General features: G+C 63.8%; 25 protein-coding genes. 12 read left to right on the top strand and 13 right to left on the bottom strand.

The window, feature by feature from the left end:
* The first annotated feature begins 237 nt into the window (after positions 1-237).
* Both ACNFCJ_RS05870 and ACNFCJ_RS05865 read left to right on the top strand, forming a co-directional pair.
* Positions 238-960, top strand: coding sequence for a FadR/GntR family transcriptional regulator (locus ACNFCJ_RS05870; RefSeq protein WP_416770321.1), 723 nt, complete (start codon positions 238-240; stop codon positions 958-960).
* A gap of 46 nt (positions 961-1,006) precedes the next feature.
* The gene (locus ACNFCJ_RS05865) at positions 1,007-2,419 is read left to right on the top strand and encodes an FAD-binding oxidoreductase (protein ID WP_416770319.1); all 1,413 of its coding nucleotides are present in this window, start codon (positions 1,007-1,009) and stop codon (positions 2,417-2,419) included.
* A gap of 185 nt (positions 2,420-2,604) precedes the next feature.
* On the opposite strand, the gene ACNFCJ_RS05860 is transcribed toward ACNFCJ_RS05865, so the two are convergent.
* The 6 genes from ACNFCJ_RS05860 to ACNFCJ_RS05835 form a co-directional block, all read right to left on the bottom strand.
* Positions 2,605-3,783 carry a glycine hydroxymethyltransferase gene (locus ACNFCJ_RS05860; RefSeq protein ID WP_416770318.1) on the bottom strand — a complete coding sequence of 393 codons (1,179 nt, stop codon included), beginning with the start codon at positions 3,781-3,783 and terminating at the stop codon, positions 2,605-2,607.
* A 15-nt stretch (positions 3,784-3,798) separates the two neighbouring features.
* On the bottom strand, positions 3,799-4,533 hold the full coding sequence (locus ACNFCJ_RS05855) for an amino acid ABC transporter ATP-binding protein (protein ID WP_416770317.1): 735 nt from the start codon (positions 4,531-4,533) through the stop codon (positions 3,799-3,801).
* A gap of 13 nt (positions 4,534-4,546) precedes the next feature.
* Entirely contained in the window at positions 4,547-5,239 is a 693-nt protein-coding gene (locus ACNFCJ_RS05850) for an amino acid ABC transporter permease (protein WP_416770315.1), read from the bottom strand.
* Between the two features lie 2 nt (positions 5,240-5,241).
* Positions 5,242-5,979, bottom strand: a complete 738-nt coding sequence (locus ACNFCJ_RS05845; RefSeq protein WP_416770314.1) for an amino acid ABC transporter permease — start codon at positions 5,977-5,979, stop codon at positions 5,242-5,244.
* Between the two features lie 69 nt (positions 5,980-6,048).
* Positions 6,049-6,948, bottom strand: coding sequence for a transporter substrate-binding domain-containing protein (locus ACNFCJ_RS05840; RefSeq protein ID WP_125881684.1), 900 nt, complete (start codon positions 6,946-6,948; stop codon positions 6,049-6,051).
* A gap of 236 nt (positions 6,949-7,184) precedes the next feature.
* Entirely contained in the window at positions 7,185-7,844 is a 660-nt protein-coding gene (locus ACNFCJ_RS05835; protein ID WP_416770312.1) for a GntR family transcriptional regulator, read from the bottom strand.
* Between the two features lie 226 nt (positions 7,845-8,070).
* Here ACNFCJ_RS05835 and ACNFCJ_RS05830 point away from each other — a divergent pair, with 226 nt between their 5' ends.
* A complete protein-coding gene (locus tag ACNFCJ_RS05830) occupies positions 8,071-9,195 on the top strand; it encodes a methyltransferase (RefSeq protein ID WP_416770311.1) in 1,125 nt (374 codons plus the stop codon).
* Between the two features lie 8 nt (positions 9,196-9,203).
* Here ACNFCJ_RS05830 and ACNFCJ_RS05825 read toward each other — a convergent pair whose 3' ends face one another.
* The 6 genes from ACNFCJ_RS05825 to ACNFCJ_RS05800 all read right to left on the bottom strand — a co-directional run bounded on the left by ACNFCJ_RS05825 (position 9,204) and on the right by ACNFCJ_RS05800 (position 16,490).
* Positions 9,204-10,523 carry a TldD/PmbA family protein gene (locus ACNFCJ_RS05825; protein WP_416770310.1) on the bottom strand — a complete coding sequence of 440 codons (1,320 nt, stop codon included), beginning with the start codon at positions 10,521-10,523 and terminating at the stop codon, positions 9,204-9,206.
* Positions 10,523-11,965, bottom strand: coding sequence for a TldD/PmbA family protein (locus tag ACNFCJ_RS05820; RefSeq protein WP_416770308.1), 1,443 nt, complete (start codon positions 11,963-11,965; stop codon positions 10,523-10,525). Before ACNFCJ_RS05820 ends, ACNFCJ_RS05825 begins: the two co-directional genes overlap by 1 nt.
* Positions 11,966-12,035: 70 nt before the next feature.
* The gene (locus ACNFCJ_RS05815) at positions 12,036-12,185 is read right to left on the bottom strand and encodes a DUF2474 domain-containing protein (RefSeq protein ID WP_099522599.1); all 150 of its coding nucleotides are present in this window, start codon (positions 12,183-12,185) and stop codon (positions 12,036-12,038) included.
* Between the two features lie 10 nt (positions 12,186-12,195).
* On the bottom strand, positions 12,196-13,203 hold the full coding sequence (cydB, locus tag ACNFCJ_RS05810; RefSeq protein WP_106732607.1) for a cytochrome d ubiquinol oxidase subunit II: 1,008 nt from the start codon (positions 13,201-13,203) through the stop codon (positions 12,196-12,198).
* Between the two features lie 2 nt (positions 13,204-13,205).
* Entirely contained in the window at positions 13,206-14,645 is a 1,440-nt protein-coding gene (locus tag ACNFCJ_RS05805) for a cytochrome ubiquinol oxidase subunit I (protein WP_179545819.1), read from the bottom strand.
* Positions 14,646-15,212: 567 nt separating this feature from the next.
* The gene (locus ACNFCJ_RS05800) at positions 15,213-16,490 is read right to left on the bottom strand and encodes an acetyl-CoA C-acetyltransferase (RefSeq protein WP_416770307.1); all 1,278 of its coding nucleotides are present in this window, start codon (positions 16,488-16,490) and stop codon (positions 15,213-15,215) included.
* A 228-nt stretch (positions 16,491-16,718) separates the two neighbouring features.
* Here ACNFCJ_RS05800 and ACNFCJ_RS05795 point away from each other — a divergent pair, with 228 nt between their 5' ends.
* Entirely contained in the window at positions 16,719-18,074 is a 1,356-nt protein-coding gene (locus ACNFCJ_RS05795; RefSeq protein WP_416770305.1) for a 3-oxoacyl-ACP reductase, read from the top strand.
* Between the two features lie 126 nt (positions 18,075-18,200).
* Here ACNFCJ_RS05795 and ACNFCJ_RS05790 read toward each other — a convergent pair whose 3' ends face one another.
* Positions 18,201-19,193 carry an AraC family transcriptional regulator gene (locus ACNFCJ_RS05790; protein WP_416770304.1) on the bottom strand — a complete coding sequence of 331 codons (993 nt, stop codon included), beginning with the start codon at positions 19,191-19,193 and terminating at the stop codon, positions 18,201-18,203.
* Between the two features lie 190 nt (positions 19,194-19,383).
* Here ACNFCJ_RS05790 and ACNFCJ_RS05785 point away from each other — a divergent pair, with 190 nt between their 5' ends.
* From ACNFCJ_RS05785 to ACNFCJ_RS05750, 8 genes are all read left to right on the top strand, one after another.
* On the top strand, positions 19,384-20,241 hold the full coding sequence (locus ACNFCJ_RS05785; RefSeq protein ID WP_416770303.1) for a MaoC family dehydratase: 858 nt from the start codon (positions 19,384-19,386) through the stop codon (positions 20,239-20,241).
* 223 nt (positions 20,242-20,464) lie between these two features.
* The gene (locus ACNFCJ_RS05780) at positions 20,465-20,770 is read left to right on the top strand and encodes a nucleotide pyrophosphohydrolase (RefSeq protein ID WP_416770302.1); all 306 of its coding nucleotides are present in this window, start codon (positions 20,465-20,467) and stop codon (positions 20,768-20,770) included.
* Complete coding sequence (locus ACNFCJ_RS05775; protein WP_416770301.1) at positions 20,767-21,516, top strand: methyltransferase domain-containing protein; 750 nt, start codon at positions 20,767-20,769, stop codon at positions 21,514-21,516. Before ACNFCJ_RS05780 ends, ACNFCJ_RS05775 begins: the two co-directional genes overlap by 4 nt.
* Before the next feature lie 75 nt (positions 21,517-21,591).
* Entirely contained in the window at positions 21,592-22,173 is a 582-nt protein-coding gene (locus tag ACNFCJ_RS05770; RefSeq protein WP_416770299.1) for a DUF4136 domain-containing protein, read from the top strand.
* A 21-nt stretch (positions 22,174-22,194) separates the two neighbouring features.
* Positions 22,195-22,749 (top strand): DUF4136 domain-containing protein, encoded by a 555-nt coding sequence (locus ACNFCJ_RS05765; RefSeq protein ID WP_416770298.1) that lies wholly within the window; start codon positions 22,195-22,197, stop codon positions 22,747-22,749.
* A 16-nt stretch (positions 22,750-22,765) separates the two neighbouring features.
* A complete protein-coding gene (locus tag ACNFCJ_RS05760) occupies positions 22,766-23,251 on the top strand; it encodes a GNAT family N-acetyltransferase (protein ID WP_416770297.1) in 486 nt (161 codons plus the stop codon).
* A 33-nt stretch (positions 23,252-23,284) separates the two neighbouring features.
* Positions 23,285-23,734, top strand: coding sequence for a DMT family transporter (locus tag ACNFCJ_RS05755; RefSeq protein ID WP_343349034.1), 450 nt, complete (start codon positions 23,285-23,287; stop codon positions 23,732-23,734).
* Positions 23,735-23,894: 160 nt separating this feature from the next.
* A complete protein-coding gene (locus tag ACNFCJ_RS05750) occupies positions 23,895-25,022 on the top strand; it encodes a sensor domain-containing diguanylate cyclase (protein ID WP_143505489.1) in 1,128 nt (375 codons plus the stop codon).
* Positions 25,023-25,105 lie beyond the last annotated feature (83 nt).

Raw genomic sequence — 25,105 nt, 5'->3', positions numbered from 1 at the left:
TGGTGCTCCCCTTTTTATTCCCGCGCCGCACCGGCACGCCGGTGTGGCGCACTCCATCCGGGAGTAGAACGACCATGATCCGACCCACGCCCGTCTCGCGCCTGCTCCCAACCACCTGCCTACGCGCCGAAAGGCGCTGACACAAAAGCGTACGGTTGCGATCCATGGCCGTCTGTCCGAAACGGCGCGAGAGCGATGCTATGATGCGCGGCATTCATTCGGAGCATCGCCGACTTCATGGATTACCAGACCCCAAAACCGCGCAAGAGCATGCACGCCCGTATCGTTCACGAACTGGGCATGCGTATCGTCTCTGGCCGCTTCAAGCCCGACGAGAAGCTGCCACTGGAGTCGAGCCTGTGCGAGGAGTACCAGGTCAGTCGTCCGGTACTGCGCGAAGCGACCAAGGTGCTGGTCGCCAAGGGCCTGGTGTATTCCAAACCACGCGTCGGCACCGTGGTACGCCCACGCAGCGAATGGCACCTGCTCGATCCGGATGTTCTCTACTGGCTGGTGCAGAGCACGCCGCAGAGCGAGTTCTTCAACACCCTGGCCGGGGTCCGGCGGATTCTCGAACCGGAGATCGCCGCCATGGCCGCAACCACTGCGACCGAGGAAGACATCGCTGCCATCGAGGATGCCTACCAGCGTATGGAGAAGGCACAGACACGCCAGGAAATGCTGCAGCCGGACATCGACTTCCACCGCGCCATCGCCGAGGCCACCCACAACGATCTGCTTGCCTACATGTGCAACATGCTGTCGTTGCCGTTGCGCGAATCGATCACCGTCACCAACCTGCGCCCCAACACCCAGGCACTCAGCCTGCCGCGCCACAAGGCGATCCTCACCGCGATCAAGAACCGCGACGCCCTCGGCGCGCGGCATGCCTCGCTGGTGCAACTCGACGACACCCGCCTCGCCCTCGACACCGTGATGAACGAGCTGACGCCGCTGTAGCCGGCGCCAGCATCGCGGGCGACCTGATAACAACAAGGAACCCGCAATGACCCTTCACGTACCACTCGCTCCGCGCCGCGAACTGCCGGCCGCCTTCAGCGCCGCCCTCACCGCACTGCTCGGTGAACGCTTCAGCACCGCTGCCGCCGTGCGCGAACACCATGGCCGCGACGAATCGTTGTACGACCCGATGCCGCCGGATGCCGTGGCCTTCGCCAGCAGTCAGGACGAGATCGTCGCCATCCTCCGCCAGTGCCACGAACACCGCGTGCCGGTGATTCCCTATGGCAGCGGCTCGTCGCTGGAAGGCCATCTGCTGGCGGTGCATGGCGGCCTGAGCCTGGACGTGTCGCAGATGGATCAGGTGCTGGACTTCCGCCCCGAAGACATGAGCATCACCGTACAGCCGGGCATCACCCGCAAGGCGCTCAACGAATACCTGCGCGCCAGCGGCCTGTTCTTCCCCATCGACCCCGGCGCCGACGCCAGCATCGGCGGCATGTGCGCTACCCGCGCCTCGGGCACCAATGCCGTGCGCTACGGCACCATGCGCGAGAACGTACTCGGCCTGACCGCCGTGCTGGCCGACGGCCGCGTGCTGAAGGCCGGCTCGCTGGCGAAGAAGTCCTCCGCCGGCTATGACCTGGCGCGGCTGATGGTCGGCAGCGAAGGCACCCTGGGCGTGATCAGCGAGATCACCCTCAAACTGCACCCGCAGCCGGAAGCCATTTCCGCCGCCGTGTGCAGTTTCGCCTCGGTGCAAGGCGCGGTGCAGACGGTGATCGAAACCATCCAGATGGGCATTCCGGTGGCCCGCGCCGAACTGGTCGATGCCCTGGCCATCAGCGCCCTGAATCGCTACTTCAAACTGGAGCTGAACGAAGCGCCGACGCTGTTCCTGGAATTCCACGGCAACGAGGCGAGCGTCGCCGAGCAGGCGCAGAGCGTGCAGGAGCTGGCCGACGGCAACGGTGGCAGCGGCTTCCAGTGGGCGACCCAGCAGGAGGAACGCAACAAGCTGTGGAGCGCCCGGCACAACGCGCTGTTCGCTTTCCTGCAGCTCAAGCCAGGCTGCCGCTCGTCATCCACCGATGTCTGCGTGCCGCTGTCGCGCCTGGCCGAGTGCGTGCTCGGCGCGCAGGACGACCTGGCCAGTTCGAGCCTGATAGCCCCGGTGTTTGGCCATGTCGGTGACGGCAACTTCCACGTCTGCCTGCTGCTCGACCCGAACGACGCTGCCGAAGTGGCCGAGTCGGAACGGCTCAATCGCCTGATCGTCGAGCGCGCGCTGGCCGCCGGTGGCACCTGCACCGGCGAGCACGGCATCGGCCTGCACAAGATCGACTACCTGGTGGAAGAACACGGAGAGGTGGCCATCGACGTGATGCGCGCGATCAAGCAGGCGCTCGATCCGCACAACCTGATGAACCCCGGCAAGATCTTCCGCTCGACCACCTAAAAGCCTGCTGCGCGTCGGCACTGCTGCGTTAAAAACAGGATCGGCAGGCCGCTTGCGGCCAACGCGCTTCAGCGTGGCCCCGAAGGGGCGAGCGAAGCGAGTAATGCTCATGTACAAAAGTACACTCCGCGTCTTCTCCTGTTTTCGCCTTGCATTGCTCTAGCTCGCGAGACTTTTCCATCCTTTCAGGCGACGGACATGCGGCCGTCGACCTCGCGACGCAGTGCAGCGGCCAGCCAACGGGCGATGTTGTCCACCTGCTCGTCCTGGCCCTGGGCAACGATGAACTGGGTGCCGACACGCAGGGCATAGGCGCCCGGCGTGGTCGGGTCGTTGCAGGTACCGACCAGAATGCCTTCCTGCTCCAGCGCCTTGATCGTCGCTGGAGCATCCAGTGCATTGCTCATCGGCACCAGCACCTGATGGGTGAAGACCTCGCCCGGGCTCGGCGCGATCACCGCCACGTTCAGCTCACGCAACACCTTGGCGAAGGTCTGGCTGGCCGCGCAGACGCGCCGGGCATAGGCGCCGCCATCGGCTTCGGCCTGCTGCAGGGTGACCAGGAAGGACGGCAACTTGCCGGCGTCGTAGTTGGCCAGCAGCGCGCGGTCGATGAAACGCGCCAGGCGCTCGCCATCTTCGGCATGACGACCGGCGATCAGACTGTGCGGGCGACCCGGCAGGGTCTTGTAGGTGGAGCTGGTGAGGATATCGACGCCCAGCTCCAATGGGTTGGGGAAGGTGCCGCCGGCGATCAGCCCGGACACGTGCGAAGCGTCGAAAATGGTTTTTGCCCCCACTTCGCGAGCGGCAGCTACCACCGGTTCGATGTCGTCAGGGGTGATGATCACCGAGCGGCCGAGCATCACCAACGCAGGGCGCAGCGTGCGCACCTGCTCGGCAGCGGCCTGGGCATCCAGGCGGCAGGCGCGGGTATCGAAAGGCAGATCGGCCACGCGCAGCCCGGCCAGTTCCGGCGTGCCGCCGCGGCGCTGACTGAGGTGCCCGCCATGAGCCGCGGCAGGCGCCAGCAGCAGGTCACCCGGCCGGCTGAAAGCGTGGAACACGGCCAGGTTGGCGATGGTGCAGCTGGGCAGTCGCGGCTCGGCCCAGGCGGCGCCGAACAGGCTGCAGATGCGCTCGCGCACGGCCACTTCGAGACCAGAAACCAGATCGGTATCCGGCTGTTCCTTGGCGTAGCTCGGACCCATCGCCGGGTAGGCGCTCAGCTCGGGCGCATAGGCCTGCTGCGACTCGGCGCTGGGCAGGTTGGCACCGGCGTAAAGCACCACGCGGCCATCACGCAGCGCAGCACCGCGCGCAGCCGCCATCGCCAGCAATTGCTGCTCGTTGGGCATTTCCATGATCTTCGTCCGGCGTTAGTGAGAGAGAATTTTCGACAGGAACTGCTGGGCGCGGTCGGAACGGGCGTTGATGTCGCCGAAGAATTCCTCCTTCGGGCAGTCTTCGACGATCTGTCCGGCGTCCATGAAGATCACCCGGTCGGCGACCTTGCGCGCGAAGCCCATCTCGTGGGTCACGCACATCATGGTCATGCCTTCGTGGGCCAGCTGCACCATCACGTCGAGCACCTCGTTGACCATCTCCGGATCGAGCGCCGAAGTCGGCTCGTCGAACAGCATCACCACCGGATCCATGGCCAGCGCACGGGCGATGGCCACGCGCTGTTGCTGGCCGCCGGAGAGCTGGCCCGGATGCTTGTGCGCATGCTCCTTGAGGCCGACGCGTTCGAGCAGTTGCAGGCCTTTCTTCTCGGCCTCGGTCTTGCTGCGACCGAGCACCTTGATCTGCGCCAGCATCAGGTTCTCCATGATCGACAGGTGCGGGAACAGCTCGAAGTGCTGGAACACCATGCCGACGCGCGAACGCAGCTTGGGCAGATTGGTGTCCTTGGCCGTGACGCTGATGCCATCGACGGTGATTTCACCACTGTCGATGGGTTCCAGCGCGTTGACCGTCTTGATCAAGGTGGACTTGCCGGAACCGGAAGGCCCGCACACCACCACCACCTCGCCCTTGGCAACGGTGGTCGAGCAGTGCGTCAGCACCTGGAACGAACCGTAGGATTTACAGACATCGCTGATGGTTATCATGGCGAAGGCACTCTTAACGAATGATGGCGACGCGCTTTTGCAGGCGGCGTACGGCATAGGAGGCGAGCAGGGAGATCACGAAGTAGACGAGCGCGGCGAAGACGTACATCTCCAGCAGGCGACCGTCACGCTGAGCGATCTTCGCTGCGGCACCGAGGAAGTCGGTGATCGACAGGATGTAGACCAGCGAGGTGTCCTGGAACAGTACGATGGTCTGCGTGAGCATCAGCGGCAGCATATTGCGCAGCGCCTGCGGTAGCACCACGTAGAACAGGCCCTGGCGATTGGTCAGGCCCAGCGCCATCGACGCCTGGGCCTGGCCCTTGGGCAGCGACTGGATACCGGAGCGGATGATCTCGCAGAAGTAGCAGGCCTCGAACAAGGTGAAGGTGATCACCGACGACCAGAACGGGTCGATGCGCACTGGACGCGGTGCGCCGGTGATCCACTGCACCACGAAGGGCACCATGAAGTAGAACCAGAAGATCACCAGCACCAGCGGCAGCGAGCGCAACAGGTTGACGTAGCCACCGGCGAACATCGACAGCGCGCGATAACGCGACAGGCGCATGATCGCCAACAGCGAGCCGAAGAAGATGCCGCCGATGGTGGCGAACAGCGTGAGCGTCAGGGTGAAGCTCATGCCGGTGTAGAACAGATAGGGGAGCGAGTCGACCACCACTCCCAGGTCGAAACTGCCAAACATGTTCAGCTCTCCTTCCGCAGGCCGTAGCCCGGCACAGCGGCCTTGCGCTCGACGGCGCGCATGGCGAAGACGATGATCAGGTTGAGCACCAGATACAGGGTGGTTGCCGCAGTGAACGCCTCGAAAGTCTGGAAGCTGTTTTCCTGCATCGCACGGGCGCTGCCGGTCAGCTCCATCAGGCCGATGGCCAGGGCGACGGAGGTGTTCTTGGTGCAACTGAGAAATTCGGAGGTGATGGCCGGTACCACGATGCGATAGGCCATCGGCAACAACACATAACGGTAGGTTTGCACCAGCGTCAGGCCCATGGCCAGCCCGGACATGCGTTGCCCACGGGACAGACTCTCGAGCCCGGCACGCACCACTTCGGCCATACGCGCGGCGTGGTAGCAGCCCAGGCAGATCACCGCCGTGTAGAACGCGGCGTTGGGCAGTTGCTTGAACCAGCGCCCCAGGTCGGTGGGCAGCAGCTCCGGCAGCACGAAGTACCAGAGGAACATCTGCACCAGCAGCGGAATGTTGCGAAACAGCTCGACGAAGCCGGTACCCAGCGCACGCATCCAGGCCAGCGGCGAGGTGCGCGCCACACCGACCAGCGAGCCGAGCACGATGGCGATGGTGAACGCGCCGAGGGCCGTGGCGACCGTCCAGCAGGCGCCCCAGATCAGCGTCATCAGGTAGGTATTGGTGCCATCGAGCGAAGGCTCGAAAAAGATCCACCAGTTCCAGTTGTAGCTCATGGCCTAGCCCGTCCAGTACATGTCATGGCCCGGTCGGCACAGAGCACCGACCGGGTTGGCGCCACTCGATCAGCGATACAGCTCTGGGTTCGGATCGTCGGTAGGCTCGGCAATGACCTTCTTCAGTTGGCCGGACATCGGGAAGTTCATGTTGATGCCACGCGGCGGAATCGCCTGAACGAACCACTTGTCGTAGATGGCGTTGATCTCGCCGCTGGCGTACAGCTCGTCGAGGGTGGCGTTGACCAGTTCCTTGAAGTCATCGTCACCACGGCGCAGCATGATGCCGTATGGTTCGACCGACAGCGGCTCGGCGGACATGACGAAGTCTTCAGGGTTCTTTGAGGTCGCGGCGGCGCCGGCAATGGACACATCGTCGAAGATCAGCGCCACGGCGCGTTCGGTCTGCAGGGTTAGCATGCCTTCGGCCAGGTCCTTCACGCTCAGCACGTTGAGGCCGAGGTTCTGCGCGGCATTGATCTCACTGATGACCTTGACGCTGGTAGTGCCGGCCAGGGTGACCACGGTCTTGCCCTGGGCATCGGCCATGGTTTCGATCGGCGCACTCTTCTTGGAGAGGATGCGCACGCCAGCAACGAAATAGGTGTTGGAGAAACTCACCTGGCGCTGGCGCTCGGCATTGTTGGTGGTGGTGCCGCACTCCATGTCGATGGTGCCGTTGGCCAGCAACGGCATGCGGGTGGCGCCGGTCACGGGCAGGTAGCTGACCTTAAGCTCCGGCTCGTCGAGTTTGAGCTTGATCGCATCGACGACCTTCGCGCACAGGTCCATGGCATAGCCGATGGGGCGCTGCTGATCGTCATAGTAGGAAAAAGGCACGGCCCCATCACGGTGGCCGACGCTGATCTCCCCCAGCTCGGCAATCTTCGCCAGTGTGCCTTCCTGTGCCGACACTCCCGCTGCTGCGAACATCAGCATCATCGACGAAGCCGCAAAAATCTTCTTCATGGTTTTGCCCCCTGTTTTGTTATCGCGCAACGGCTCCCTTTCATGGGTGCCGGCGTGCCCTAGCAAGCATCGCCAGAGCACTCTGCGGGACGGTAAAGGGCATCGTCAACAAAAAAGAATAATAAATAATGAATTCATTTTAATTGCACGAAGATAGAGCAATTTTTCGCGCAGATGCTCGAATATCGGGCGTAAAAACGCCCGGAAAGCGAGGGTTTTATGCAGAAGGTGAGCAACTATTCTTGATCGCTGACGAGCGCCGAGTCCTGTAACTCGTCGATAGAATGACGCACCGTGCGCGCGGTATTCATCACGTGCTGACGCATGATCTTGCCGAGCCGACTGCCATCACGTGCAGCAAGGGCCTGCAGGATCTTCTCGTGATCGCTCACCGCCTCTTTCCAATACCGCGGGGCCTGGCGCACGGTGTGACGGATGTTGCGAATGCGCAGTTCCAGGTTGCGGTACAGCGCCAGCAACGACGCATTGTCGGCCGCCTCGAAAATGGCGAAGTGAATGGCTCGATTGAGCCGCGAATACTCCAACGAGCGTGACGCCCGATAGGCTTCGATCATGTCCTCATGCATCTGGCGGATGGCTTCGATCTGCGCGTCGCTGATCTTCTCGCAGGCCAGCTCGCCAGCCAGCGCCTCGATGCTGGCGATGATCGGGAACAGCTCCTGCAACTCCTCATCGGTGATGGTGACCACGCGGGCCCCACGCTGCGGCAACAGTTCGATCATGCCTTCGGCCGCCAGCGCCTTGAGCGCTTCACGCAGCGGGGTGCGCGAGATATCGAAGCGTTCACACAGGGCTTTCTCAGGGATTTTCTGACCCGGCTCCAGCTCGCCGCTGACGATCAGCTCACGCAGATGGTCGACGATTTCACTGTGCAACGTTCGGCGTCGGATGGGTCTTGCTTCGGAAACGCTCAATCTTGTCTCTCGCTCATGCCTTACCAAGGTCTGCCGGCAGATCGCCCGCCAGACCGCTGGGTGAGACTTAGCCATTGGCGCACACACTTGTCCAGCGGCACATGTGGCTACCTTCAGGAATGTTGGGGTGCAGCGACGCCAGCGGCTATGATGCGCCAGCTCCACACGCCTCCGGAAAACGCCTGCCATGCCGTCACTCGTCACCCCATTCGCCGACCTCGACCTGATTCGCCAGCCCGAACAGCAGAACGAACCTCTGCAGGCCTTCGATGCTGCCGACGAATACCTGTTGAGTCATGTGCACGAGCAGGGCATCGACGCCACAAGCCGGGTGCTGGTGCTCAACGATGGCTTCGGCGCCCTCGCCTGCTCACTGGCCACGCACTGCCGGGTGACCAGCAGCGGCGACTCGCACCTCGGCCATCTGGCATTGCAGAAGAACCTGGCGCGCAATGGTGTGGCGGTGCAGGCGGTCCGCTTCGTGACGTCCAGCGAAACGCCGCAGGGGCCGTTCGACTGGGTACTGATCCGCGTGCCGAAGACTCTGGCCCTGCTGGAAGAACAACTGATCCGTCTGCACGACCAGTTGGCGCCGAATGCCCGTGTGGTGGCTGGGGCAATGATCAAACACCTACCGCGCGCCGCCGGTGATCTGCTGGAGCAATACATCGGCCCGGTGCAAGCCTCGCTGGCGGTGAAGAAAGCTCGGTTGCTCGTGGCCACGCCTGAAACCAAGGCGGCGCCGCACTCGCCCTACCCCACTCGCTACCACCTGGATAAACCGGCGCTGGAGTTGATCAACCACGCCAATGTGTTCTGCCGCGACGGCCTGGATATCGGCACCCGCGCCTTTCTTCCGCATCTGCCACGCCACCTCGGCCGCGTCCGCGTCGCCGATCTGGGTTGTGGTAACGGCGTGCTCGGCATCGCCTATGCCCTGGGCAGCCCACAAGCGGAGCTGACGCTGGTGGACGAGTCGTACATGGCCGTGCAATCGGCGCAGGAGAACTGGCAGGCGGCACTTGGTGAGAGACCGGTAACCATACGCGCTGGCGATGGCCTGGCCGAGCAGCCGGCTGACTCGCTGGATATGGTGCTGTGCAATCCGCCCTTCCATCAGCAGCAGGTGGTCGGTGACTTCCTCGCCTGGCGCATGTTCCAGCAAGCTCGCGCGGCGCTGGTCACTGGCGGTGAACTGTGGATAGTCGGCAACCGCCACCTGGGCTACCACGCCAAACTGGCCCGGCTGTTCCGCGGTGTCGAACAGGTGGCGGCCAATCCGAAGTTCGTGGTGCTCAAGGCGAGAAAATAGGCCCACTACTACAAGGTCAAGGTAAACCGCGACAGCAGCGCGCCCGGCAACGCCATCGAGCCGGTCTGCCTGGCACCGTAGGTCCCGCCCGGCAGCAGCAGCTCCGGCTCGCGGGTCAGGGCTTCCAGCTGCAGGCCGAGGAAGTCAAACAGCGAATCGTCAAAACGCATGGTGTCGACTGGCGCCTGGATCTGCCCATCCTCGACCCAGAAGGTGGCGAAGCGGGTCATGCCAGTCAGGCGTGCCGCGGGCAGGTTGGAGAAATTGCCGTACCACAGGTTACCGATATACAGCCCGGTGCCGAGCCGTCGCAGCACGTCCTGCTCATCCAGCTCACCGCCATGCATCTGCAAGGACAGCGGGTATTCGCCGCTGCACGCGCCATTGGCGATCAGGCCATATTCCGCGGCACTGCGCGAGCTGACCAGGCGCTCGCCGGGTCGCCCCTGGCTGATCAGGCGCAACGGCCGACGCGGTCCTTCTGCGGTAAAGGCCGGCGCCAGGCCGCCTTCGATGCGCTCGTCCATGGTCACCAACGGGCTGAGCTCGGATTTACCGTTGAACAGCCGCTGCAACGGGCTGCCACCCGACGCCAGCGCCTGGGCGCCGAAGCCCCAGCAGCACAGGCTGACCAGTTCTTCCAGCGCAGCCGGTGCCAGGTAGGCGCGATAAGCCCCCGGCTGCAGCGACTTGGCTGGCCGGCCGAGAAATTCCAGCTGTTGTCGCGCGCTTTCGAGCTTGCGGGCGAACGTCTGGGCGTCCCACTGCTCACCGGCATAGGCGCTTTTCACCGCCTGGCCGTTGTCATCGAACAGGCTGAACTCAAAATTGAAACTGCTCGCGGCGTACCAGCCGAACGCGCCCCAGGAGCTGGCGAAGCCCTGGTACTGAGGGCCCACGGCGAGAAAGCCGACCAGATCCAGACCAGCAGCCGCAGCGACGATCTGCTGCGCCATGACCGCACTGGCGAGCGAACCTGCTTCACTCGCCACCTCGCTGCGCCAAGCCTCACGGTTCAAGCGCAGATAAGGGTCATCACTCAAGGTTGGCAGCACGCCTCGCAGACGCTGCACTATCTGCTGCAGACGCGGCAAATCCTCATCGAGCACACCACTGAGCGCCAGTTTGCTGTCGGCATGGCGCTGCCCCTGGTACAGCGAGAGGGTGACGTAGACCTGCTGCACATCGCCGGCCTGGCGCACCTGACCCTGATTGAACCGGATGAAGCTGGACACCTCGGCGCCATAGGTCAGGGTGAAACCCTCCTCGCCCACGACTTGCGCCTGCAGATGCTCGAACAACGCGCTGAAATGCTGACGTGCATCCATCAGGCCGCCCCTCCGAATACATCGATATCGGCGAATACGCAGGCCGGTGTAGCGTGCCCCACGCGAACCACCTGGTTGGGTTCACCCTTGCCGCAATAGGGTGTGCCCATCACCTCGAAGGTGCTGGTGTCCCCCACCGCGCGCAGGTTGCGCCAGAACCGCGAGCTGATGCCTCGGTAATTTGGGTTCTTCACCACGCCCTTGAGTTCGCCGTTTTCGATCAGTTGGCCCCACTCGCAGCCGAACTGGAATTTGTTGCGCGCGTCGTCGATCGACCAGGAGCGGTTGTTGCTCATCAGAATCCCTCGTTCGATACCGCCGATCAGTTCGGCCAGCGGCTGATCGCCTGGTTCCAGATTGAGATTGGCCATACGGTCGATGGGCGGCCGGTTCCAGCTGCAGGCGCGGCTGTTGGCCACACCTGGCAAGCCGCTGCGCCATTGCGACAGCGCGCCGCCGAGCGGACGCTGAAGGATGCCGTCTCGGATCAGTAGCTGCCGTTCGGCCGGCGTGCCGTCATCGTCATGGCGGTAGCTGGACAACTCTCCAGGCACATCCGGATCGAAGCTGACATTGAGCAGCGGCGAGCCATATTGGTAATGACCGAAATCGCTCTGACGGATAAAGCTGGTGCCGGCGAAATTGCGCTCGTCACCGAGAATGCGGTCCAGCTCCAGCGGATGGCCGATGGACTCGTGAATCTGCAGGATCATCTGGTCCGGCATCAGCAACAGATCGCGCGAACCATTCGGGGTGTTGGGCGCCAGCAACAGTTGCAATGCTTCGTCGGCGATGCGCGCGGCGCTGCCGATCACACCCAACTGCTGCAACACCTCGGCGCCGCCCTGGCGCGCCAGATGCGTGCCGCCGAAGCTGCGGCTCTGGCTATCGTGTTCGTCGCTGGCGGTAACGCCCACCTGCGGGAACACATAGCGCTGGGCGCGCCGCAGGCAGGCGCCCGCGCTGTTGAGAAATATCTGCTCATGGCAGGTGAACGTCAGCCCGACATGGCTATCGACCAGACGCGCATCCTGGGGAATCAATGCCGACTCTGCCATCAACAGTTCGAACCAGTGGGCAGCCCCCGCCAACGGCTGTTCGTAGTCTGGCATCACATCGTCGCTGTGCTCGGTGGGATACGGCAGGCTGCCGAGATCCAGCAGGTTATGCCCAGCCAAGGTGCGTGCCATCTGCTCGGCGTGCTCCAGTGCAGCCTGCAAGCCAGCCAGGCTGAGATCGCTGGTGGCCGCATAGGCTTCGACACCGGCGATACGCACTGTGAGCATGGCGCCAGCATCGTCGACGAAGGAAGGCGCCTGCGCCACACGCCGCCGCACCCAGTAGGACTCCCTGCTCTCGCGCACATGGCGCAGCGACCAGTAGTCGGCAGTGGATTTCAGCGCGGCGAAGCGGCGTTTGAGGGTATCGCTGAGGGCGAACATCGGGCCTCCTTGGCGTGCGAACAAAGAAAGCCAGTATGGGAACAAGCACGCGCCGGGATCAACCGCGTGCTCAGCCTGGCGTCCCCAGCCCCGCCGCACTCATGAACTGGCGCAGCAGCCAGGCCACGATGCCCAGCGCGGTGACGCTGCAGGCCCAGATCAGCACCAGCCAACCCAGACGCTGCCACAGCGGTTTTTTATCCTGCTCGACCTTGGTCATTTCACGCCCCTCAGTGGTAGCCATCATCCACCGTCACCTTGCCGCGAAAAACGTAATAGCTCCAGGCGGTGTACATGAGAATGAAGGGGATGATGAACAACGCGCCCACCAGCATGAAGCCCTGACTCTGTGGCGGTGCGGCGGCCTCCCAGATGCTGATCGACGGCGGAATCACGTTCGGCCACAGGCTGATGCCCAGGCCGCTGTAGCCGAGGAAGATCAGCGCCAGGGTGAGCAAAAATGGCGAGTAGTTACGGTTGTTGGCCACCGAGCGCAGCAGTGCGTATGTGCACAGCAGCACCAATACTGGCACCGGCATGAACCAGAACAGGTTCGGCAGGCTGAACCAACGCTCGGCGATCGCCGGGTGCTCGAACGGCGTCCACAGACTGACGATGCCGGTCACCGCCAGCACCACGAACACAAGTGGCCGCGCCATGTCATGCATCTGCTGTTGCAGGCGACCTTCGGTTTTCATGATCAGCCAGGTGCAGCCAAGCAGCGCATAGGCAACGATCAGCGCCAGGCCGCAGAACACCGAGAACGGTGTCAGCCAGTCGAACGCACCGCCGGCGAAACTGCGATTGACCACCTCGAAACCGTCGATATAGGCGCCCAGTGCCACACCTTGGAAGAAGGTGGCAGTCAGCGAGCCGCCGATGAAGGCCTTATCCCACAGATGGCGCTTGGCGGCCTTGGCCTTGAAGCGAAACTCGAAGGCCACACCACGGAAGATCAGCCCCAGAAGCATCAGGATCAGCGGCAAATAAAGCGCGTCGAGTACCACCGCATAGGCCAGCGGGAAGGCGCCGAACAGGCCAGCACCGCCGAGTACCAGCCAGGTCTCGTTGCCGTCCCAGACCGGTGCGACGGTGTTCATCATCACGTCGCGCTCGCCGTCGTCACGGACGAAGGGAAAGAGGATGCCGATACCCAGATCGAAGCCATCCATCACCACGTACATCATTACGCCAAAGGCGATGATCACCGCCCAGATCAGCGGAAGGTCGATACCCATGTTCAGCTCCTTTCCGGCAAGGTGTCGGTTTCGCCATCTTCCAGGCCTTCTTCGGCCGCCGACAGCGGACGCGCTGGCGTACGCGGCTGGCCTGGCCCACCTTCGGACGTTTCCTCGCCCTCGTCGATCTTCGGCCCCTTGCGCACCAGCCGCAGCATGTAGCCGATACCCGCACCGAAGAGTACGAAATAAACCACCACGAACAGCGCCAGGGTAAAGCCCAACTGCGCCGCGCTATGCCCTGACGAAGCATCGGCGGTACGCATCAGCCCATGGATGATCCACGGCTGACGGCCGATCTCGGTGGTGTACCAGCCGGCAAGGATGGCGATGATGCCGCTCGGCCCCATCCATACCGCCAGGTGCAAGAACGGCCTGCAGGTGTACAGCCGCTCGCCGCGGCGCAGCCAGGTACCCCACAGACCGGTGAGGATCATCATCAGACCCATCGCGACCATGATGCGGAAGGTCCAAAAGACGATGGTTGAATTGGCGCGGTCTTCCGGCGGGAAGTCCTTCAGTGCCGGCACCTGTTTATCCAGGCTATGGGTGAGAATCAGGCTACCGAGTGCCGGGATTTCCACCTTGAAGCGGGTTTCCTCACGCTGCATATCCGGCCAGCCAAAAAGGATCAGCGGGGTCGGCTCGTCGCCGATGTTCTCCCAGTGGCCCTCGATGGCGGCGATCTTCGCCGGTTGGTACTTTAGCGTGTTGAGGCCATGCAGGTCACCGATGAAGGCCTGTACCGGTGCCACCAGCAGGGCCATCCAGAGCGCCATCGAGAGCATCTTGCGGATCGCCGGGTTGTCACGCCCGCGCAGCAGGTGCCAGGCCGCCGAAGCGCCGACGAAGAAGGCGGTGGCGAGGAACGCCGCGGTCGCCATATGCGCCAGGCGATAAGGGAACGATGGGTTGAAGACCACGGCGAACCAGTCCACCGGGATCACCCGGCCATCGATGATCTCAAAGCCCTGCGGCGTATGCATCCAGCTGTTGGAAGCGAGAATCCAGAAGGTCGAGATCAACGTGCCGATGGCCACCATCACCGTGGAAAAGAAGTGCAGGCCCGGCCCGACGCGGTTCCAGCCAAACAACATGACGCCGAGGAACCCCGCTTCGAGGAAGAACGCGGTGAGAACCTCGTAGGTCAGCAGCGGCCCGGTGACTGCCCCGGCAAAGTCGGAGAAGGCGCTCCAGTTGGTGCCGAACTGATAGGCCATGACCAAGCCGGAGACCACGCCCATGCCGAAGTTGACTGCGAATATCTTCGACCAGAAGTGGTAGAGATCGCGATACAGCGTGTTGCTGGTCTTCAACCAAAGACCTTCGAGCACCGCCAGGTAGCTGGCCAAACCAATGGTGATGGCCGGGAAGACGATGTGGAAGGAAATGGTGAAGGCAAACTGGATTCGGGCGAGATCAAGCGCCTCTAGGCCGAACATGTCACATCCTCATTCAGGGTTATTTCGGCCCCAGCACGCAAGCCGATCCATAGACTCCAAGTCTTGGAGTCAAACGAACTGAAATTGTTCTTATGGAAATGAAATGCAGCTGAGAAGCTGCTGAGTAAAGCGCGAAAAGGCGTATTGATCTGGATCAATGCGCACTAAAAGACTAGCCGCTAAAGGCATAACCGGCGCTGTGGTGATTTGCCGCGCGACAGGCCACCGCAGCGTTCAGCGAAAACAGCACGCTGCGAGCGCTCGTCGCGGCTGAAGCCCCTCTCACAGCCGGGCGGCGCGCAAAAAAAGGGCGGCCACACGCTATGCGGGCCGCCCGAATCACGGAGTTGCTTAGAACCTGCTCACGATCTTGCGAGCTAGAGCCATACAAGGCAAAAACAGGCGAGGAACGCTCGGAGTCGCGCTCGACTTTACGAGCTGTAAATGAGCATTCCGACCGGGCTGGCGCTCCAGCCTGTTTTTAACGCAGTAGGGCCGACGCACAGCAGATCGTGAACAGGTTCTTACATCGAGTGATCGCGATGACTTGCAACCACCCGTATTGGATTACCGTTCGAGGATTGCGGTCACACCCTGACCGCCAGCCGCGCATATGGAGATGAGGCCGCGTCCCTCACCGGCCACCGACAGCAGCTTGGCCAGGTTGGCGACGATACGCCCGCCGGTGGCCGCGAACGGGTGGCCGGCAGCCAACGAACTGCCCTTGACGTTCATCTTGCTGCGGTCGATGGTCCCCAGTGCGCCGTCCAAACCCAGGCGCTCCTTGCAGTAGTCGGCGTCCTCCCAGGCCTTGAGCGTGCACAGCACCTGGGCAGCGAAGGCCTCATGGATCTCGTAGTAGTCGAAATCCTGCAGGGTCAGGCCGTTGCGCGCCAGCAGGCGCGGCACCGCATAGACCGGCGCCATCAGCAGGCCTTCCTTGCCCTGGACGAAATCCACCGCCGCCGCCTCGCCGTCGCGCAGGTAGGCCAGCACCGGCAAGCCGCGGGCCTTGGCCCATTCCTCGCTGGCCAGCAGCACCAGCGAGGCGCCATCGGTCAGCGGCGTGGAGTTGGCCGGGGTCAGCGTGCCGCGCGGGCCACGCTCGAAGCAGGGTTTGAGAGAGGCGAGCTTCTCAGCGCTGATGTCAGGACGCAGGTTCTGGTCGCGGGTCAGGCCGAGGAATGGGGTCATCAGGTCATCGTGCCAACCCTCGGCGTAGGACGCCGCGAGCTTCTGGTGACTGGCCAGTGCCAACTGATCCTGCTCGTCACGCGGGATGGCCCAGCGCTGCGCCATCAGTTCGCAATGCTCGCCCATCGACAAGCCGGTGCGCGGCTCACCATTACGTGGGATGTGCGGCGCCAGATGGCGCGGGCGAATCTTCAGCAGACTCTTGACCTTGTCGCCGGTGCTCTTGCTGCGATTGGCTTCCAGGAGGATCTGCCGCAGCCCCTCGTTGACGCCGATGGGCGCGTCGGAGGTGGTATCGACGCCGCCGGCGATGCCGCAGTCGATCTGCCCAAGGGCGATCTTGTTGGCCACCAGAATCGCCGCTTCCAGGCCGGTGCCGCAGGCCTGCTGCAGGTCGTAGGCCGGCGTCTCCGGCGCCAGGCGCGAGCCCAGCACGCATTCACGGGTCAGGTTGAAGTCCCGCGAGTGCTTGAGCACGGCCCCGGCCACCACCTCACCGAGGCGCTCGCCATGCAGATTGAAGCGCTCCACCAGCCCTTCGAGGGCGCTGGTCAGCATTTCCTGATTGCTCGCCCTGGCGTAGACGGTGTTGGAACGCGCGAACGGGATACGGTTGCCGCCTACGATGGCGACCCGGCGCAACTGGGTCATGTGGACTCCTTGCTGGTCGAGAAATCGAAGAAACCTGTGGCGAACTATTGCCCGTCAGCCGGTTCCCAGAAACATGAGACTGACACTTTAGCCTGATCGCACAGGCTAAACCTCGGATGGGTGCGAACATTGGCCGCCTTGCCGGCGCGTGAGGCAACAGAGTCAATTGCGCTTTGCCAACTGCCGCGTACAGTGGCACAACTTTCGATTCGCCCGCAGGAGCCCTTCATGTCCGACCGTTACCTCGCCTTCGCCAACTCCCCCACTGGCCGCCGCCTGGTTGGCGCCCTTGGCCTGCCGGCGCCTGTGCGCCTGGAACGCTGGATGGCCGGCCGAGTGCGACCGGTCGACGGCGCCCTGCTGTTCGGCGGTGAAGGCGACCTGCTCAAGGCTATTCAGCCCTTCGCCAACAAGCTCACGGATCAGCTGTTCGCCGCACGCGACGGCCAGTTGGAGCTGCCGCGCTGGACCGCCGAACACGGTCCCAAGCTCAAGGCACTGGTGTTCGACGCCAGCCACCTGACCCGCTTCGAGCAACTGATCGAGCTGCGCGATTTCTTCCAGCCCACCTTCAAGGGGTTGGCCAACAGCCCGCGCGTGGTGATGCTGGGCCGCGCGCCCGAGTCGATCAAAGATCCTGTCGCCGCCAGCGTGCAGCGTTCCCTGGAAGGCTTCACCCGCTCACTGGGCAAGGAAATTCGTCGCGGCGGCAGCGTGCAGTTGCTGTATGTCGGCAAGGGTGGCGAGCAGCAACTGGAGGGCGCGCTGCGCTTCTTCCTCTCGCCCAAGAGTGCCTATGTTTCTGGTCAGGTGCTGCGCCTGGGCGCCTGCGGCGAACAGGTCAAGGACTGGACGCGCCCATTGGCCGGCAAGAAGGCCCTGGTCACCGGCGCCTCGCGCGGCATCGGTGCCGCCATCGCCGAAGTGCTGGCCCGTGACGGCGCCGAGGTGGTGCTGCTCGATGTACCCCAGGCAGCCGATGCGCTGCAGGCGCTGGCCGCGCGCCTGGGTGGGCAGGCGGTGACCCTGGACATCTGCGCCGAGGATGCGCCGCAACGCCTGGTCGAGGCGCTGCCCGAGGGCCTGGATATCGTCGTGCACAACGCTGGCATCACCCGCGACAAGACCCTGGCGAAGATGAGCGATGCGTTCTGGAACTCTGTGATCGACGTCAACCTCAAGGCGCCGCAGGTGCTGACCCAGGCGCTGCTGGACGCCGACAAGCTGCACGACAACGGCCGCGTGGTGCTGATCGCCTCGATCAGCGGCATCGCCGGCAACATGGGCCAGACCAACTACGCGGTGAGCAAGGCCGGCGTGATCGGCCTGGCTCAGGCCTGGGCGCCGACCCTGGCGAAGAAAGGCATCAGCATCAACGCGGTGGCCCCCGGTTTCATCGAAACCCAGATGACCGCCGCCATTCCGCTGGGCATCCGCGAAGCCGGGCGACGGATGAACTCGATGAGTCAGGGTGGCCTGCCGCAAGACGTCGCCGAAGCCGTGGCCTGGTTCGCCCAGCCGGGTTCCGGCGCAGTGACTGCGCAGGTGCTGCGCGTGTGCGGGCAAAGTTTGTTGGGGGCTTGAGGCTGTTGCGAGGGTGGGCTGAAGAGGATCGCCGCCTGGCCCACCCTACGGTACAGGCGAGTGACGACGTGTGGGAGGCGCTTCAGCGGCGACGGTCGCGGCTAAAGCCCCTCCCACGGGATGGCATCAACCTTTGCCGCGCTTGCGAAACTCCACCGGTGTTTCCCCGACCCAGCGCTTGAACGCGCGGTAGAACGTGCTCGGCTCAGAGAAGCCGGTGCGTTCGACGATTACCTCGATGCGCTCGTCGGTCTTGAGCAACAGCTCCTTGGCCAGGCGGCAACGGTAATCGGTGATCAGGTCGTTGAAACGCACCCCGGCCATGGCCAGGCGCTCGCGCAAGCGCCGCGCCGGCATGTTCAAGCGCGCCGCCACCTGTTCCAGGGTGGCGCCGCCATCGACCAGCAGTTCGGCGATCAGCTCTCGCACCTGGCGCACCAGGTCCAGCCTCTCCACTTCCGCCAACTGCCGCCGCGCCAGCGACTCGTGCATGCGCAGCAATTCCGGGGCGGCATGGCGCGAAGCCTTGCCCAGAACCGCAGCGTCGAAAAGCAGCGCACAATCCTCGGCGCCCAGACGTACCGGGCAACCATAGACAGCCTGGTAGCGCTCAGCAGGCGCGCCCTCGGCATGCATGAAGCGCACTTCACGCGGGCGGAAATCGTTTTCGGTCAATGCCGCGAACAGGCGGATCACCGCCCCTGCCAGCATCTCCGGAAAATGGCGCGGTGTATCGGCTTCCAGTCCCAGGGTCAGCACGGCCACGTCGCCTTCCACGTCCAGGCGCGCGCTGAGGGTGTCGGAGAGCAGGCGCACATAGCGCAGCGCATGGCGCAGGCCAACGCCAAAGGTTTCGCTGGAGAGAAACAGGTATTCCAGCAGCAAGCCATGGAAGGCGGGCAGGTGCTGCGCCAGGTACAGCCCGACATGCTCCTCGCCACACTCTTCGCTGGCGGCCTTCCAGAATGGCGCCTGGGCGGCATGGGGAAAGCGGCCAGCCGGCAGCCCACCAGGAGGCAGGCCAACGCGCACCAGCACACGGTCAGGATCGGTTCCGCTGGCACGCAGGGCATCGATTACCGGGCGCATCAGCGCCACATCGTCGGTCAGATCACGCATGATTCCTGCTGTTGTTCTTATTAGTGAGCATTATTCGTGAACGGCGCCATCTTAGGGTCAGCGAGCCACCGCGCGCAAACCGCGTCGCAGGTCGGATTGACTGGCCTGCACACAAGCTGGGCAGAACAGCCAATGCCAGCGTGGGTCTGAGGGTTAAGCTGCTGTCATTCATTAGCCAAGGAGTTCGCCAATGGCCATCGACTGGCTCGAACTCGATACACCACCAGCCCTGCCCGGTCTGTTCCTGCGCGCAGCCCTGCGCCACAAGGTGACTGGCCGCCAGCTACCCAATATCGGCCTGCGCTGCCGTGTGGAGGCGGAGGCGCAGCACCTGGCGCGCTATCGCCAGGTGTGTGCCATCGAACAAAGCCCGTACCTGCCGCCGGTGTATCCGCACGTGCTCGCGTTCGGCCTGCAGATGAAGCTGCTCACCGACCGCCGCTTTCCCTTCCCGCTGCTGGGGCTGGTGCATCTGGAGAACCGTATCCGCGTATTGCGCCCAATGGGCGGGCTGGGGCCGTTCCAGGTCAGCGTGCAGGTGACCGACCTGCAGCCGCACGACAAAGGCGCCACGTTCAGCCTGATCACCCGCCTGGAAGATCAGCTCGGCCTGCTCTGGGAAGGTGACAGCCGCATTCTCTGCCGCGCTCTACGTCTCGACGGCCAGGCGCCGCTACGCGCCGAACAGCCGCCGCTGGAGCTGACGCCACTGGCCGACTGGGCCGCCCCTGCCGATACAGGCCGGCGTTACGCTCGCGTGGCCGGCGACTACAACCCGATCCACCTCTACGCTGTGACAGCACGTCTGTTCGGCTTCCAGCGCGCCATCGCTCATGGTCTGTGGAACAAGGCGCGCAGCCTCGCGGCCTTGCACGCCCAACTGCCGCAGGCCGGCTACGCCGTGGACGTACGCTTCCAGAAGCCCGTGCTGCTGCCCACCCAGGTTGCCCTGCAAGCCAGCGTGCCTGGCGCCAGCGGCCAGTTCCGCCTGATCAGCGAAGGCGACACCCCGCATATGGCTGGGAGCTGGCAGCCGCTAACGGTCTGACGTAGTCCGATGTCATCCGGGAGCTGATATCGAGAACATCCGCCCCGGATTGCATTCTGCGTTGTCGTAGGAGCGAGCTCTGCTCGCGAACCTGGCCAGCGGAAAAGCTTCGCGAGCAGAGCTCGCTCCCACCAAAGTCGCTGCTCTGCCAACCTCTTCCCGCCAACGACTTGCGGTCGCCTCCGTTCGAGCCGAAGCTATGCGGCTCGAACGGAGCCACACCATGAACCTCGCTGAACTCACCGCCCGCATGCACGCCATTCGCGATCACAACGATTGGCGCCGTTACCAGAGCCCGAAGAACCTGGCCATGGCCGCCAGCGTGGAAATGGCCGAGCTGGTGGAGATCTTCCAGTGGCTGAGCGAAGAACAGTCGCGCCAGCTGCCTACCGACCAGCTCGCCCACGCCGGGCAGGAAGTAGCCGACGTGGTGCTCTATCTGCTGCAACTGTGCAGTGAACTGGGTATCGACATGAACCAGGCGGTGCTAGACAAGCTCGCCGACAACGAACGGCGCTTCCTCAAATGAGCGATCGCCACTTCGACGAACTCGCCACCCGTTTCGCCGAAAAGATCTATGGCGGCGCCAAGGGCGCCATCCGCCTTGCCGTGTTGCAGGCTGATCTCGCTGAAGCGCTACCGGATCGCCCGCTGCGCGTGCTGGACGTCGGCGCCGGCCTGGGCCACATGAGCCTGTGGCTGGCCCAACGTGGCCATCAGATCACCCTGGCCGAGCCAGCCGAACCCATGCTCGAAGGTGCTCGCCAGCGCTTCGCCGAGGCTGGCCAGAATGCCACCTTCATCCAGGTACCCTGGCAGGAGCTGCTCGGCCAGTTGCAGGAGCCCTTCGATCTGGTGCTGTGCCACGCCGTGCTGGAATGGCTGGCCGAGCCGGCGGCCATCCTGCCGGTGCTGCATCAGCTGACGGCCAAGGACGGTTGGTTGTCGCTGGCCTTCTACAACAAGGACGCGCTGATCTACCGCAACCTGCTCAAGGGGCATTTCCGCAAACTGCGCAAGGAACACTTCGCCGGCGAAAAACAGAGCCTGACGCCACAGCAACCGGTCGACCCGCGCGAGCTGGCCACGCAACTCGCCGCCGACTGGCAGGTCGAAAGCCGTAGCGGCGTACGCGTATTCCACGACTATATGCCGCAGCAATTCCAGGCCAAGGCCGAACTGATCGACCTGCTGGAAATGGAGCTGGCGCACCGCCGCCATCCCAGCTTCGCGGGGCTCGGCCGCTACTTGCACTGGATCTGCCGACCACGTTGAGCGCGTTGGACGAAGCTGACAGGCCGGCGTAGCCTGAAACCATCGGGGATGCCGCACGCGACCACGGAGACGACCATGCGCACCGCCATAGCCCTATTCATCTTGCCGCTGCTGGCCGCCTGCCAAAGCAAGAACCCTTACCAGGCCGAGTCGCTACCCATGCCACCGGCGCCGCCCGAAGCGGCCACGACCTTCGACCCTAGCGCCTACCCTGCCGCGCCGCGTGACTATGGCCGCTACCGCAGCTGGAGCTGGCTGGATGGCCGCGCGCCTGGCGGCGATCAGTTGGCCGACAGCGTCAGCGCCGGCCTCGACCAGTATGGCCTGCGTCCGGCGCTCAATGGCCCTGGCGACGTGCTGGTCAGCGCCCGTATCAGTAAGGAAACCCGCCTGCGCCAATACCAGGACAACGTCGGTGGCTACTACGGCACCGGCAGCCACTGGGGCCGCCGCTACGGCGCCTACGGCAGCGTCCCCATCGTGCGCACCTACGAACAGAAAGTGGCCGTGGTGCGCATCGAACTGATCGACCCACGCGACCGCCAGGTGGTCTGGTCAGGCAGCGGCGAAGCGGTGGCCGGCAAGGACCAGGCGGCGCAGGCCGACGCCATGCGTGCGGCCATACGCAGCGCGCTGAACGGCTACCCACCCTATTGATCGACAACCCTGGAGAGCACCATGCGTAACCTGTCCTACCTGATCGTGGCACTGCTCCTGAGCGGCTGCGCCAGCGTCAGCCTGGAGCGCGACTTCGACCCCAGCCGCGACTTCGGCGCTTACCGCAGCTGGAGCTGGATGGACGACAAGCTCGCCTACCAACCCGACGACGCACGGCTGAAGAGCGATATCACCGAAGCGCGAATCAGCCAGGCCGTCGCCGAGCAGCTCGAGCAACGCGGCCTGCGCCAAGCAGCTGACGGCAAGGGCGACCTGAAAGTGCAGAGCGTGCTGATCGTCGACGAGCGTCAGGATCAGATCACCACCCAGTACGGCGGTGGCTGGGGCGGCTATTGGGGAGGTTACTGGGGCGGCCCGGCCTTCACCGAAACGCGCCGTGTGGACTACAAGGTCGCGACGCTGCAGATCGACTTGTACGACGGCAAAGACGGCAAACTGGTCTGGCGCGGCAGCGGTGAACAGGTGATGCGCAGCCAGCCACCGACACCGATCGAGCGCGAGCGGGCGATCCGTGAAACCGTCACCCAGGTGCTCTCGCAGTATCCACCGCGCTGAACAAGGACCGCCCCGTTTGAACGCAAACCTGCAACACCGCCCGGCCACGGCCACCGACCTCGGTGACGTGGTCGGCTTCCCGCAGAATGTCGATGAACTGTTCTTCTGCTACCCCAAGGCCATCTGGCCACTTAACGTCGGCCAGCTCGCTGCCGCCATTGCCGAGCGGCGTGAAAGCACCGTGGTGGAACTGGCTGGAAAAGTCGCCGGCTTCGCCAATTTCTACCAATGGCAGCACGGCGAATTCTGCGCCCTCGGCAACCTAATGGTGGCACCCTGGGCACGCAGCCAGGGCGTGGCTCAGCACCTGGTGGAAGTGATGGAGCAGATCGCCCACGAGCGCTACAAGGCGCCGCTGATGAAGGTGTCCTGCTTCAACGCCAACGCTGGCGGCCTGCTGCTCTACACGCGTCTTGGCTATCAGACCGTCGGCATCGTCGAACGCCGCGCCCCGGATGGCAGCCGTGTCGCCCTGGTGCAGCTGGAAAAAAACCTGTCGTAACGCCTTACCCCGTTTCCCTCGTTGGAGTTATTTATGAACCACATCAGCGGCTGGCTGCTAGCCCTGCCCTTCCTCGCCGGCGCGGTGCTGCCTCTGCAGGCCGGTATCAATGGCCAGCTTGCCCGTCACCTGTCCAGTGTCTTCGCCGCCGCGCTGATTTCCTTTGCCGTTGGCAGCCTGGCGTTACTGCTGATGACCCTGAGCCAGCGTGAAATGCCTGGCCTCGGTGCGCTCAAGGAGCTGACCTGGTGGCACTGGAGCGGCGGCCTGCTCGGCGCTTTCTTCATCGCGACCGCGGCCTTCGCCGGGCCGCGCGTCGGCGCACTGCTGTTCATGGTGCTGGTGATCGCCGGGCAACTGGCCATGGCCATCACCCTCGATCATTTCGGCTGGGCCGGTTTCCGCGAAAATCCCATCACCCTCGGCAAGGTGGCAGGCCTGCTGTTGATCGTCGCCGGGATATGGATGATCCGTCGCGGCTGACGGGTGGCCGCGAATACTGGCAAATGGACACTCCAGGGATCACGAAAAGGCGCTATGCTCACGCATGCACTTTCTGTGATCACAAAAAGCCCCGTGGAGAAGGTTCTGACGTCGCCTGCGACGGCCCGGAGGTGGCCGCCAGCGGTGACAGGCGAAAACGATGACCGACGCCGAAGTACCGCGCCAACCCAATACCTTCGCCCTGTGGCGCGAAGTGGATGACACCCGCATCCGCACGCGCCTGGGTGGTTTCTTCTATTTTCTGGCCTGGCTGCTGACCTGGGCCTTCAGCGCAGCGCCCGGCAGCCTGATGTTCAGCGGGGTGCTGGGCTGCCTGCTGTTCGCCGCACTGCTGGCCGCGCGACTGCTGCACCGCCCTGACGGCCTCGAAAGCCCCGAGCAGTTGCAGCGCTGGCTCGACCGTCACTGGGGCCTGATTCTCCTGACCTCGCTGTGCTGGGGCCAGGCCCATGCTCTGGCGGTATACAGCAACGCCTACAACGACTCGGAAATGATCGCCACCCTGGCCACGGTGGCCTTCGCCACGGCGATGACCTTCAACTTCGCCATGCGCCGCGGCCGCGCACTCCTAGCGCTGGCCCTGCTCTATCTGCCGGGCCTGGCAGTGATGGCGCTGAACTGGCAGCAGAGACACGCGATGCTGATCACTCTGATCTTCTACCTCAGCTATCTGGTGCTGGTGTTGGGGCGCAACCATCGTGAGTACCGCGCCACCCTCGAGCTGGAACTGAAGCTGCTGGAGCAGCAGCGTCAGCTCGACCTACTCAGTCGCACCGACAGTCTGACCCAGCTCGGCAACCGCTATCAGTTCAATAACCTGTTTCCCAGCCTGGTGGCCAATGCAGTGCGCCAGAGCGAGCCGCTGTCGCTGGTACTGATGGATATCGACTTCTTCAAGAAGGTCAACGACGAACACGGCCACGTCGGTGGCGATGCCTGCCTGAGCGCCTTCGCCGAACGCATGCGCAAGGTGTTTCGCCGCGATGCCGACGCATTGCTACGCCTGGGTGGCGAGGAGTTCGGTGTGCTGCTGCCGGACACCACACTGGCCCAGGCCTGGGATCTGGCCGAGCACTTTCGACAGGAGCTGGAGGTAGAAGGCCTGCAGTTGGACGATCAGCGTCTGGAGCTGACCACCAGTCTTGGTATCGGTTGCTTCAGCAACAGCCATGACGCCGATGCCGACGCCTTCTTCAAGCGCGTCGACAGTGCGCTATACCGCGCCAAGCGCGAAGGCCGTAACCGTCTGGTTGCGGCAGATCACTAAAGCGCGCTGGCGTTAAGATCACGTACCAATTTAGGTAGGGTGCAGCTGGGCTGCCCAGGCGGCGCACACCAGCGTGTTCCGGA

It is taken from the genome of Pseudomonas sp. NY15364 (genome assembly GCF_048068235.1).
Classification (GTDB): Bacteria; Pseudomonadota; Gammaproteobacteria; order Pseudomonadales; family Pseudomonadaceae; genus Aquipseudomonas; species Aquipseudomonas mendocina_D.
The sequence above is the reverse complement of the archived record's forward strand: the minus strand, read 5'-3'. Positions and strand labels throughout refer to the sequence as shown.